This window comes from Micromonospora sp. NPDC049529 (assembly GCF_055586685.1).
In genome coordinates this window covers 53,500-65,444 of record NZ_JBVJHT010000006.1, presented here as the reverse complement: position 1 = coordinate 65,444, position 11,945 = coordinate 53,500, and the positions used below count along the sequence as shown (strand labels likewise).

The following is an 11,945-nucleotide window of genomic DNA, read 5'->3' as shown; positions in this document are numbered from 1 at the left end:
CCGGCCGGACGAGGTCTACCTGACGGTGGCGTAGCTGATCACGGCTCGGGCGCCCTGGTAGAGCGAGCGGGCTACCTCGGCGGGGTCGCCGAGGTAGCCGCTGACCATCGCGCCGTCGCGGAGCAGGACCAGGTGGGCCGCCACGGCGGACCGGTCGTCGATGTCGACGGGGGCGAGCATCTCCTCGAAGGCGTCGTGGAACCAGCGGCGGTGCCGGTCCACGACCTGGCGGACGGGATGCGTGGGGTCGGCGTACTCGGCTGCGGCGTTGATGAACGGGCAGCCCCGGAAACCCGGACTGCAACTGGCCGCCCCGATGCCGTCGGCGATCAGCCGTAGCGCGGTGTCGGGGTCGCCGCCGGCCTGCTCGCGTGCCTGGGTGACGGCGTTGCGCTCCCATTGGGCCCGGCGTTCGAGGTACGCCACGATCAGGTCGTCCTTGCTCCGGAAGTGCCGGTAGAACGTGACCTTCGTGGTGCCGACCCGCTCGATGATCTTGTCGGCGCTGATCGCCCGGAGTCCTTCGGCATAGAAGAGGTCGCTGGCGGCCTCGACGATGCGCTCCCGCATGGCCACTTTCACGGCTTCCACGATACGGATCTCACATTCCCTTGCTGGCGGACGTCTCGGGGGCCATCATGGCCCAAGTAGAGTTACTAGTTAGTCTACCTGGAGGAATCGTGACTTCGGTCGTCTTCGTACACGGGCTGTGGATTCACTCGCTGGCCTGGCAGCCATGGCTCGACCTGTTCGCCGAGCGCGGCTACGCCCCGACCGCACCCGGCTGGCCCGGCGACGCCGACACCGTCGCCGGCACCCGTGCCCGCCCCGACGCGGTCGCCGGCCACGGACTGGACGACATCACGCGGCATTACGCCGAGATCATCGACCGGCTACCGGACAAACCGGTCGTCATCGGGCATTCCTTCGGCGGCCTGATCGCCCAGAAGCTCCTCGCCCAGGGGCGGGCCGCCGCTGCCGTGGCCATCGACCCCGCTCAGATCAAGGGCGTCAAGCCGGTCCCGTTCGCCCAGGTCCGCGCCGGGCTGCCGGTGCTGTCCCGGCCGGGAAACCGGCGGCGGGCGGTCACGCTGACCGAGAAGCAGTTCGCGTACGGGTTCGGCAACGCCCTCAGCCCGGCCGAATCGGCGTCGCTGCACCAGCGCTGGGCCATCCCCGGTCCCGGCCGACCGCTCTTCGAGGCCACGGCCGCCAACTTCAGCAGGACGTCACCGGCCGCCGTCGACACCGGCAGGGGCGACCGTGGGCCGCTGCTGCTCATCGCCGGTGGCCGGGACCACACCGTCCCCGAGGTCGTCGTGCGGGCGGCGTACAAGCTCTATGCCGGATCCGGCGCGACAACCGACTACCAGGTCTTCCCGGACCGTGGCCACTCCCTCGTCTTCGACCAGGGCTGGCGCCAGATCGCCGACTTCTCCCTCGCCTGGCTCGATCGCCAGACGTTCTGACCTCACCCTGCCGAGCAACACCCACCTCCGTCGAACAACACGAACCGAAGGAATGAACCATGCGCATCTCCCTCACCCGTCGGGCCGCGATCGTCGCGGCCGGCGTACTCGCCGTGACCGTCGCGGCCACGCTGCCGGCGCAGGCGACCAACCACCGGCCGGCCAAGCCCACCGTCGTGCTCGTGCACGGCGCGTTCGCCGACTCGTCCAGCTGGAACGGCGTCATCCAACGGTTGCGCCACGACGGCTACCCCGTCCGGGCGATCGCCGACCCGCTGCGCGGAGTCGCCGCCGACGCCGCGTACGTCAAGAGTTACCTGGCGACGATCGACGGCCCGGTGGTTCTGGTCGGCCACTCCTACGGCGGTGCGGTCATCGGCACCGCGGCGGCCGGCGACCCGGACGTCAAGTCGCTCGTCTACATCGCCGCCTTCGCCCCCGAGGCCGGCGAGAGCCTCGCCGACCTGAGCGCACGACAGGTCGCCCACCCGGTTCCCGCGTTGCCGCTGGTGGTGGTGCCGACCACCGGTCCGGGTGGCGCAACCGGTGCCGAGCTTTCGATCGACCCGGCCCAGTTCCGTTCGGTCTTCGCGGCTGATGTCGACGCCTCGCGGGCAGCGGACATGGCAACAACGCAGCGGCCACTCGACGCCGCCGCCTTCAGCGAGCCCAGCCCGGCCGCCGCGTGGCAGACCATTCCCTCCTGGTACCTGGTGCCCCGGCAGGACCGGGCGATCGGCGCGGATCTTGAGCGCTTCATGGCCCAGCGGATGGGCGCCCACACCGTCGAGACGAACGGCTCGCACGCCGTCATGGTCAGTCGCCCCGACGTGGTGACGAACGTGATCGAGCAGGCCGCCCGCTGACCACCTGACTGGGCACGTCCGCACGGGTCCCGGCTGCGGACGCGGGCAGGGGGTGTTGAAGATCGATCTCTGTGACCGGTCTCCGAACTCGTCCGCAGCCGGCCGGAGCCGAGCCGGCGATACTCGGCGGATGTCTGTTCCGCAGCGACGTCCCGGCCCGCAACGCGAGCGTCGGCTGATCATCGTCAACGGCGAGGAGGGCGCGGGCAAGTCCACCATCGTCCGCGCCCTGCTGCCACACACGCCCCACGGGGCCCGGATCGACGCGGAGGACATCGGACAGACCAATCCCTGCCCGATGGACGACCGGTTCTTCGGCCTGCTGCGCAGAAATGTCGGGGGCCTGGTGGAGAACTTCTGGGAGGCGGGCTACGTCAACGTCATCGCCGGCAGCTTCCTCCGGCACTACCCCGACTATCTGGCCTTCCGTCGGTTGCTGACCTGGCCACCGGCGGTGTTCCTGGTGGAGTTGCTGGTCGCCAAGGACGTACGGGACCACCGCCGGACCACCCGGGCGAAGCGGACCACGCGGGAGTGGCGGGACATGGTCGACCTGATTCCGGAGGATTCGACCCTCCGGCAGGCGACCGACGCCGACTACCGCTACGTGGGCATCGACACGACCCGGCTGGACGTCGACAGCACCGTGCAACGGATCAGAGCCGCGATCCCCGAGGTCTACGCCGAATAGCTTGCGTACGGGGTTCGCGGTGCCCTACTCTCGCCCTCGGGTAGCCCGTGACCAGATCGTCAGATCTGGTCACGGGGTCACGAGAGGGGATCCGGGTGGACCAGACCGAACGACAGAGCGCCGGCCCGGTCGACGTCGAGCGCGGCCTGCGGGCTGACCGGATCCTCGACGCCGCCGGTCGCCTGGTGGTCAGCTGGGGCTACCAGCGGATCACCATCGGTGAGGTCGCCCGCCGGGCCGGCGTCGGCAAGGGCACCGTCTACCTGCACTTCCCCACCAAGGAAGCGCTGTTCCTGGCCGTGCTGACCCGGTCGGCGGTGGTGCTGGTCGACGCGCTGCTGCGGGAGATCGACGAGGACCCGGCCGCGATGGTGCCGGGCCGGGTGGCCCGGTTCGGCTACCGCTGGCTGCGCGAGGACCCGATCAGCCGGGCTCTGTTCACCGGCGACACCGACACGCTGGGCGCGCTCGCGCACAGCCCCGACCTCGCCGACGTACCGCAGCAGCGGGACCGGATCATCGGCGACTACCTCACCATCCTGCGCGAGCACGGCATCGCCCGTACGGACGCCGACCCCGCCCAGCAGCGGCACGGATTCGTCGCGCTGCTGACCGGTTACCTGGCCACCGAGGCGGGGGCGCCGGACGCCGAGTCCACCGCCGACTTCGTCGGCGGGATCGCGGGCGCGGCCTTCGAGGCCCCGGCCGCCGGCCGGTCATCCGACCCGGCCGCCCAACAGGTACGCGCCCTGCTGCACCGCACCCTCGACCAGCTGCACCGGCAGCTCAGTCGGCAGTTCGCCTTCTGACCACCGTGAGAGACCTTCCGAGCACCGTGGGAGAGAAGCCATGACCGCGACCCGGCCCGACGCTGCCGAGAGCACCTTCGACCTGATGGCCGAGCGGCTGTTGCGCGACCCGTTCACCGGATACTCCCTGATCCGGGAGCAGACCCCGATCACCCGCGCCACGATCCCCGGCATCGAACCGCCGTGGGTCGTCACCCGCCACGAAGACGTCCGGGCGGTCCTGGCCGACCCGCGTTTCGTCACCAACCCCGCCAACGTGCCGGGCGGCACCGGGCCCAACCTCGCCGAGCTGGTGCTCCGGTCCCGTGGCGTCGCCGAGGAACACATCCGCCACCTGCTGGCCAACATCCTCGAATTCGACGGCGCCGACCACGCCCGACTGCGCCGGCTGGTGTCCGGCGCGTTCACCGCCCGCCGGGTCGAACGGTTGCGGCCGAGGATCGAGGAGATCGCGGAGGACCTGCTCGACCGGCTGCCGTACGCGGTCGAGGACGGTGTCGTCGACCTGCTCCGGCACTTCGCGTACCCGCTGCCGGTGATCGTGATCTGCGAACTGGTCGGCATCCCGGTGGCGGACCGCCCGGTCTGGCAGCGGGCCAGTGCCGCGCTGGTCGAGCCGTCCGGCGCGGGAATGGCCGAGGCCCTGCGGGAGCTGGTCGACTCGACCGAGCGCCTGATCGGCGTACGCCGGGCCGAACCGGCCGACGACCTGGTCTCCGCGCTGATCCGCGCCCGCGACGAGGACGGGGACCGGCTCAGCGGGACCGAGCTGATCGCCATGGTGCTGACCCTGCTGATCGCCGGCCACGAGACCACCGCGCACCTGATCGCCAACGGCACCGCCGCCCTGCTCACCCACCCCGACCAGCTCGCCCGGCTGCGCGCCGAGCCCGAGCTGCTGCCCGCCGCGGTCCACGAGCTGCTGCGCTGGTGCGGCCCGGCGACGGCGACCCGGATCCGGTACGCGACCGAGGACGTCCCGGTCGGGGACGTGCTCGTCCGCCGGGGCGAGGCGGTGCTGCCGATCCTCGTCGCGGCGAACTTCGACCCGCGCGCGTTCGACGATCCGGATCGGCTGGACCTGGGCCGGGACCGGGACGGGCGGCGGGAACGGCACGTCGCCTTCGCCCACGGGCTGCACTACTGCCTCGGTGCGCCCCTGGCCCGGCTGGAGGGGGAGGTGGCGTTCGGGGCGCTGCTGCGCCGGTTCCCGAACCTGACGCTGGCCGTACCGGCGGACGAACTGGAACGCGAGCTGGTGCCGGGTGCGTGGCGGTTGCGCGTCCTGCCGGTACGCCCCGTCGGTCAGGGGATCGGGTAGCCGTCCTCCAGGTACCGGGTGCCGCCGTCGCGTACCGCCTGGCGGGCGGCGGCGACCCGGCGGGCGAGCACCGGCAGCAGGCGCGCGTCGGCCTGCTCCGGCGTCGACCACGCCCAGCCGCGCAACTCCCCGTCCGGCAGCACGATCCCGGCGGCGGTCGCCGGATCGAGCGTGCCGCCGTCGTAGACGAACATGATCCCCTCGGTACGACCGTCGCGCGGCGCGACCCAGTCCACCACCAGCAGCCGTCCGGGGGCGATGACCAGGCCCAACTCCTCGGTCAGCTCCCGAGCGGCGGCGGCGTACGGCGACTCGTCGGCCTCGACCACCCCGCCGGGCACCTCCCAGCGGTCCTTGTACGTCGGCTCCACCAGCAGCACCCGGTCATCGTCGGCGTGCCGGATCAGCACCCCAGCACCCATCCGCTTGCGTGGCAGCGTCGTGGTGAAGTCAACGGTGGACACCGCCAGCACCCTATGCCCACCCGTCACCGTGGGCTATTCAGACGTCGGAGTCGGACAGCAGTGGGCCCTTGCTCCGGGCCGGCCGGTTGGGGAGCAGCAGGACCGGCGGGGCGAAGGTGGCCGGCTGGCCGCAGAGCCAGGCCAGCCGCTCGATCACCCTGGCCGGATTGTCGAACGGGTCCAGCGCGCTGGCCTCGATCGGGTCGAGCGGCGGCACGCTCACGTGCGAGATCAGCGGGTGCAGCGGCCGCAGGTCGGTCTCGCCGGCACCGATCAGGTCCTCGTGCAGCTTCTCGCCGGGACGCAGGCCGGTGTAGACGATCTGCGGGGCGCCGGGGGCCTGCGCGGCGAGTTGCCGGGCGATGTCGTCGATGCGTACGGGATCGCCCATGTCCAGCACCAGCGCCTCGCCGTCGCGGCCGATCGCCGACGCCTGGAGCACCAGTTGCACCGCCTCCTGCACGGTCATCAGGTAGCGGGTCACCTCCGGGTGGGTGACGGTGATCGGCAGTCCGGCGTCGATCTGGGCCTGGAACGCGCCGATCACCGACCCCCGGCTCGCCAGGACGTTGCCGAAGCGCACGCTGAGGAAGGTGCCGTCGGTGGCGGCGGCGGTGTGCGCGGTCAGCCGCTCGGTGATCCGCTTCGAGTAACCGAGCACGCTGATCGGGTTCGCCGCCTTGTCGGTGGAGATGTTGACGAACCGGGCCACGTCCCGGCAGGCGCTGAGCACCGCGAGGGTGCCCCACACGTTGGTCTTGATCGCCTCGCCGGGGTGCCGTTGCAGCAGCGTGAGGTGCTTGAGCGCGGCGGCGTGGAAGACGATGTCCGGCTTGCGTTCGGCGACCACGCGGGCGATCCCCTCGGCGTCGCGTACGTCGGCGAGGATGAGTTCCGGGCCGTCGAGCAGGGCCCGGCCGGTCAGCGACAGTTGCAGGGCGTGCAGCGCCGACTCGTCCCGGTCGAGCATCATCAGCTCGCCGGGGTTGGCGCGCATCAGCTGCCGGCAGAGTTCCGAGCCGATCGAGCCGCCGGCACCGGTGACCAGCACCCGCCGGCCGGTCACCTCCGCACCCCGGGCGCCGAGGTCGGCGACGGCGTGCGGGCGGCCCAGCAGGTCGGTGATCTTCAGGTCGCGTACGTCGGCGACGCTGATCCGGTGGTCGACGAGTTCGCGTACCGGGGGGAGCACCTTGAACTCGGCGCCGGCCTCCAGGGTGGTCGCCCGGACCTGGCGGATCAGCTCCGGCTCGGCGCTGGCGATCGCCAGGATCAGGGTGTTCGCCCTGGTCAGGTTGATCGCGGTGGTGATCTCCGGGCGTCCGCCGAGGACCGGCACGCCGTCCAGGCGCAGGTGCCGCTTCTCCGGGTCGTCGTCGAGCAGCCCGACCGGCAGGTACTTCCCCCGAGGGTCGCTGACCATGGCCTTGAGCAGGGACTGGCCGGCCGAACCGAGACCGAACAACAGCACCGGTACGGCCGAGCCGGTGGTGGGGCGCAGTGAGCGGCTGCGCCGGTGCCGGTGCACCGACCGGACGGCGAGCATGAGCAGCAGGGCGATCGCTCCGCCGACCGGGGGTGTGCTGGCCGGGATCGGGTGGGTGGTCAGCGGCAGCACGCCGAGCACGATCAGGGTGGCGGTGGCGGCGACCGTCACCGCCAGCGCACGTGCCTCCAGCAGGCTGCCCAGCGGGTGTCTTCCCTGGTAGACGCGGTGCACGGTGGTCAGGGCGGTGAAGATCGCGCTGGCGACCAGGCCGGCGACCAGTACCCGGCTGACCACGTGGGCGCTCAGGTCGAACTCGTACCGGGTCCAGGCGGCGGTGAGGAAACCGGCGACCCAGGCGGCGGTGTCGACGCCGAGCAGCGCCACCGTGCGACGCCGGGCTCCCGGCCGGCGTACGGGCTGTGGGTGGGAGGCGGGGACTGCGGCGAGTGGCATGGGACAAAGACTTAGTCGTTCCTTTCGCCTCGGGTGGGGTGTTTCACTTTATTTCGACGCTTCATTCACTTTATTCGGGTGCTCGGGCTATTTGCGTGACTCGGCGGTGGTGCCGTCGTTGACGACAGAGGACCGGTCCCGGCAGGTGGGAAGGAGCGTGGGGGACGAGATGCACGTGGTGATCATGGCCGGTGGCAAGGGAGTTCGGCTGCGTCCGTACACCACGTCGCTGCCGAAGCCGCTGGTGCCGATCGGGGACAGCCACGCGATCCTGGAGATCGTCCTGCTCCAACTGGCCGAATGCGGGTTCACCCACGCCACCCTGGCGATCAACCACATGGGATCGCTGATCCGCGCCTTCGTCGGCGACGGATCCCGGTACGGTCTGCGGGTGGACTACGCGGAGGAACGCGTACCGCTGTCCACCGTCGGCCCGCTGTTCGGACTCCGTGACCGGCTGCCCGAGCACTTCCTGGTGATGAACGGCGACATCCTCACCGACATCAACTACGCCGACCTGCTGGCCGCGCACAGCGGCTCGGGCGCACCGCTGACCGTGGCGACCTTCCGGCGCAGCGTGAAAATCGACTTCGGGGTGCTGGTCAGCCGGGGCGACCGGGTGGTCGAGTTCGTCGAGAAGCCCACCCTCGACTACGAGGTCAGCATGGGCCTCTACGGGCTGTCCCGGGACACCATCGCGGCGTACCCGGTCGGACTGCCGTTCGGCTTCGACCAGCTCATGATCGACCTGCTCCGCTCGGGACGGCAGCCGGCCAGCTACCCGTTCGACGGCTACTGGCTCGACATCGGCCGCCCCGAGGACTACGACGAGGCGAACCGGACCTTCGACGACGTCCGCGCGGCCCTGCTCCCCGCCGGGGTACGGGAGCCGGTGTGAGCCGGGTCCTGCTCTTCGGCGCGTCCGGCTTCCTCGGCGCGCGGGTCCGGGCCGTACTCGAACCCGACACGGAGCTGATCTGCCCCGGTCGGGCCGAGTGCGACCTGCTCGCCACCGAGGTCGCGGAACTGACCGAGCTCGTCCACGCGGCCCGCCCGGACGCCGTGGTCAACTGCACCGGACAGCTCACCGGCGACGGGCCGGCGATGGTGCACGCGCACACCCTGGTCACCGCCAAACTCGTCGAGGCGGTCGCGACCGGCGCCCCCCGGGCCCGACTGGTCCGGCTCGGCTCGGCCGGCGAGTACGGCGTCGTCGGATTCGGTACGCCGATCGCCGAGGACGAACCCGCCGCCCCGGTCAGCGCGTACGGACTCAGCCACCTGGCCGGCACCCGACTGGTCGAACTGGCCCGGTCCACCGGCCGGATCGACGCGGTGGTGCTGCGGGTGTTCAACCCGATCGGCCCCGGACTGTCCACCGAGAACGTGCTCGGCCGGGCGGCGGCACTGCTGCTGGCGGCCGCCGAGACCGGGGAACCGGAGATCGGACTGGGCCCGCTCGGGGCGTACCGGGATTTTGTCGACGTCCGCGACGTGGCGCTCGCGGTCCGGGCCGTCATCGGCGTGCCCGAGCCGCCCCAGCCCGTCTTCAACATCTCCAGCGGGCACGCCGTCGCCACCCGGCACGCGGTCCGGCTGCTCGCCCGGACGGCCGGGTTCAACGGCACCATCCGCGAGGAGGACCCGGCCGCCTCGGCGGCCCGAACGGCGAACGTGCCCTGGATGTGCGGGGACAACTCGCTCGCGCTGCGGGTGCTCGGCTGGGCACCCGGCCACGACCTGGTCGATTCGGTCCGGGACCTGTGGGACGCGGCGGTCGCCGCCGCCACCGGCATCGGTCCCGACTCCGCCACCGCCACCGGTGGCGCCACCGTTGTCGCCACCGGTGGCGGTCCCACCCGGACACCACTGACCAGCGGGGCCACCGCCTGATCGGCGGCGGCGTGCGCCTTTCCCGACGCATTCTCACCAAGGAGGCCGGAGTTGTACGGAAAGATCGGGGTCGTCGGACTCGGCTATGTCGGCCTGACCCTGGCGGCCGCGCTCGCCCGCAAGGGTTACGAGGTACACGGGGTGGACACCTCCCCGGCGGTCCGGGAGGCACTGCGCGCCGGCCGGGTCCACCTCTTCGAACCCGGTATCGAGGAGGTGTTCGCCGAAACCGTCGGCACCAGCGTCTTCGTCCGCACCGAACTGCCGGCCGACGTCGACGTGGCGGTCATCTCCGTCTCCACCCCGGTGGACGACCGCACCCGGCAACCCGACCTGACCAACCTCGCCGCCGCCGCCGAACAGGTCGCCGAGTGGTGCGGGCCGGACACGCTCGTGGTGGTCCGCAGCACCGTACCGGTCGGAACCAGTCGCCGGGTGGTGCTGCCCGCGCTGCTCGCCGCCTGGGGCCGGGCCAAGCTGGTGATGGCACCCGAGCGGACCATCCAGGGCCAGGCGCTGCGGGAACTCGTCGAGCTGCCGCAGGTCGTCGGCGGGCTCGACGACGACTCGCTGCGGGCCGGCATCGACTTCTTCGGCGGGCTCGCCACCCAGGTCGTACCGGTGTCCAGCCTGGAGGCGGCCGAACTGGTCAAGCTCTCCAACAACTGCCACACCGACCTGATCTACTCGTTCGGCAACGAGCTGGCGCTGATCGCCGAACGGCACGGGCTCGACCCGCTGGAGGTGATCGGAGCCGCCAACCTGGACTACCCCCGGCCGGACCTGAGCAAGCCGGGGTACGTCGGCGGCGGCTGCCTCTCCAAGGACCCGTACATCATGATCAACAGTGCCGGTGGCGAGCCCGGCCCGTTCCTGGTCGGCGCCGCCCGGCGACTCAACGAGTACCTGCCCGTACACGTCGCCCACCGGGTCGTCGACCTGCTCCGCCAGGTACGCGGCGGCACGGTCGGTGCCCGGCTGGCCGTACTCGGGTGGGCCTACAAGGGCTGGCCGCCCACCGACGACATGCGCGGCACCCCGATCGCCACCATGATGCCGGTGTTCCGGTCCGCCGGACTGACCGTCGTCGGCCACGACCCGATGGTCCCGGACGAGGTGATCCACCGCTACGGCGGCGAGCCGACCAGCATCGACAAGGCGTTCAGCGACGCCGACGCGGTCCTGCTCGTCAACGACCACCCCGACTACCGGGCGATCCGGATCGAGACCCTGCTCGGCGGGGGCAGCCAGCGACCGGCCCTGATCTACGACTCCTGGCGGATCCTGGACGAGGCCGCGATCACCGCCGCCGGCATCCGCTACGCCGGCATCGGCTACCTGCCGTATCCGCGTAGGGCCACACCGGCACCGGTCTCGGCGGACTCACCCGTGCCCATCCCGGCGAGAGGTGCCTGATGCGCGCGCTGATCCTCGGCGGAGCCGGTTTCGTCGGCCTGCACCTCGCCGACCGGCTGGTCGCCGACGGGCACACGGTCACCATCGTCGACGACTTCTCCCGGGGCCGCGACGACGAGCGGATCGCCGCGCTGCGCACGCATCCCGCCGTCGACGTCCGCTCCGCCGACCTCACCAGCGCGCGGGCCTGGGCCGAACTGCCCCGAGGCTACGACCAGATCTACCTGCTCGCCGCCGTCGTCGGCGTACGCAACGTCGAAGCCGACCCGTCCCGGGTGATCCGGGTCAACACGCTCACCGCCCTGCACCTGCTGGACTGGGTCAGCCCCGGCGAGCGGATCTTCTTCAGCTCCACCAGCGAGGTGTACGCCGGAGGCGTCGACGCCGGCATCGTGGCCGTACCCACCGCCGAGGACGTGCCGGTGATGGTGGCCGACGTGACCTCGCCCCGGTTCGCGTACGCGATCAGCAAGCTGCTCGGCGAGGCGGCCTTCATCCACGGTGCCGCCGTCAGGGACTGCACCGCCGTCGTCGGCCGGTTCCACAACGTCTACGGCCCGAGGATGGGCACCGACCACGTCATCCCGGAGATGGCCCTGCGGGCGATGCGCGGCGAGGACCCGTTCCGGGTCTGGGGCGCCGACCAGTACCGCGCCTTCTGTTACGTCGACGACGCCGTCGAGGCGATGCTGCGGCTGATGGCCCGCCCGGACGTGACCGGCGAGATCGTGCACATCGGCGACGACAGCGCCGAGACCAACATCGCCGACCTGGCCTACCTGGTGCTGGACCTGGCCGGGGTCAGCCCGACCATCCAACGGCTGCCGGCGCCACCCGGCTCGGTCACCCGGCGCAGCCCCGACCTGGGCAAACTGCGTCGACTCACCGGCTTCGAACCGACCGTGCCACTGGCCGACGGCGTACGCCGCACCTTCGAGTGGTACCGCGAGTGGCTGAACCGCACCGACACCGCCACCACCACCGGGCCCGAGGGGATCGAGGCCGTGCCCCGGCAGCCGGCCCCGCTGGTCAGCCCGGCTCACTGAGCCGCCCGGCCCACCGCCGAGCAGGAAG

12 protein-coding genes are annotated in these 11,945 nt (G+C 71.6%); 9 read left to right on the top strand and 3 right to left on the bottom strand.

Annotation, left to right across the window (positions count from 1 at the left end; all coding sequences use genetic code 11):
- Positions 1-15 precede the first annotated feature (15 nt).
- The gene (locus ACZ6QQ_RS11740) at positions 16-582 is read right to left on the bottom strand and encodes a TetR/AcrR family transcriptional regulator (RefSeq protein WP_465875934.1); all 567 of its coding nucleotides are present in this window, start codon (positions 580-582) and stop codon (positions 16-18) included.
- Between the two features lie 98 nt (positions 583-680).
- Between ACZ6QQ_RS11740 and ACZ6QQ_RS11735 the strand changes: the two genes are divergently transcribed.
- The 5 genes from ACZ6QQ_RS11735 to ACZ6QQ_RS11715 all read left to right on the top strand — a co-directional run bounded on the left by ACZ6QQ_RS11735 (position 681) and on the right by ACZ6QQ_RS11715 (position 5,156).
- The gene (locus ACZ6QQ_RS11735) at positions 681-1,469 is read left to right on the top strand and encodes an alpha/beta hydrolase (protein ID WP_465875933.1); all 789 of its coding nucleotides are present in this window, start codon (positions 681-683) and stop codon (positions 1,467-1,469) included.
- Between the two features lie 59 nt (positions 1,470-1,528).
- Complete coding sequence (locus ACZ6QQ_RS11730) at positions 1,529-2,335, top strand: alpha/beta fold hydrolase (protein ID WP_465875932.1); 807 nt, start codon at positions 1,529-1,531, stop codon at positions 2,333-2,335.
- 130 nt (positions 2,336-2,465) lie between these two features.
- Positions 2,466-3,026: a hypothetical protein gene (locus ACZ6QQ_RS11725; protein ID WP_465875931.1), complete on the top strand. Its 561-nt coding sequence runs from the start codon at positions 2,466-2,468 to the stop codon at positions 3,024-3,026.
- 95 nt (positions 3,027-3,121) lie between these two features.
- The gene (locus tag ACZ6QQ_RS11720) at positions 3,122-3,835 is read left to right on the top strand and encodes a TetR/AcrR family transcriptional regulator (protein WP_465875930.1); all 714 of its coding nucleotides are present in this window, start codon (positions 3,122-3,124) and stop codon (positions 3,833-3,835) included.
- Between the two features lie 40 nt (positions 3,836-3,875).
- Complete coding sequence (locus ACZ6QQ_RS11715) at positions 3,876-5,156, top strand: cytochrome P450 family protein (protein ID WP_465875929.1); 1,281 nt, start codon at positions 3,876-3,878, stop codon at positions 5,154-5,156.
- On the opposite strand, the gene ACZ6QQ_RS11710 is transcribed toward ACZ6QQ_RS11715, so the two are convergent.
- Together ACZ6QQ_RS11710 and ACZ6QQ_RS11705 are read right to left on the bottom strand one after the other, a co-directional pair.
- Complete coding sequence (locus ACZ6QQ_RS11710) at positions 5,141-5,620, bottom strand: NUDIX domain-containing protein (protein WP_465875928.1); 480 nt, start codon at positions 5,618-5,620, stop codon at positions 5,141-5,143. The genes ACZ6QQ_RS11715 and ACZ6QQ_RS11710 overlap by 16 nt on opposite strands.
- Before the next feature lie 37 nt (positions 5,621-5,657).
- Positions 5,658-7,562 carry a polysaccharide biosynthesis protein gene (locus tag ACZ6QQ_RS11705; RefSeq protein WP_465875927.1) on the bottom strand — a complete coding sequence of 635 codons (1,905 nt, stop codon included), beginning with the start codon at positions 7,560-7,562 and terminating at the stop codon, positions 5,658-5,660.
- A 118-nt stretch (positions 7,563-7,680) separates the two neighbouring features.
- Between ACZ6QQ_RS11705 and ACZ6QQ_RS11700 the strand changes: the two genes are divergently transcribed.
- The 4 genes from ACZ6QQ_RS11700 to ACZ6QQ_RS11685 are packed head-to-tail and all read left to right on the top strand — an operon-like array spanning position 7,681 to position 11,917.
- Entirely contained in the window at positions 7,681-8,460 is a 780-nt protein-coding gene (locus tag ACZ6QQ_RS11700; protein WP_465875926.1) for a sugar phosphate nucleotidyltransferase, read from the top strand.
- A complete protein-coding gene (locus ACZ6QQ_RS11695; RefSeq protein ID WP_465875925.1) occupies positions 8,457-9,455 on the top strand; it encodes an NAD-dependent epimerase/dehydratase family protein in 999 nt (332 codons plus the stop codon). Before ACZ6QQ_RS11700 ends, ACZ6QQ_RS11695 begins: the two co-directional genes overlap by 4 nt.
- 51 nt (positions 9,456-9,506) lie before the next feature.
- Positions 9,507-10,871 (top strand): nucleotide sugar dehydrogenase, encoded by a 1,365-nt coding sequence (locus tag ACZ6QQ_RS11690; RefSeq protein WP_465875924.1) that lies wholly within the window; start codon positions 9,507-9,509, stop codon positions 10,869-10,871.
- Positions 10,871-11,917, top strand: coding sequence for an NAD-dependent epimerase/dehydratase family protein (locus tag ACZ6QQ_RS11685; RefSeq protein WP_465875923.1), 1,047 nt, complete (start codon positions 10,871-10,873; stop codon positions 11,915-11,917). Before ACZ6QQ_RS11690 ends, ACZ6QQ_RS11685 begins: the two co-directional genes overlap by 1 nt.
- Positions 11,918-11,945: the final 28 nt, after the last annotated feature.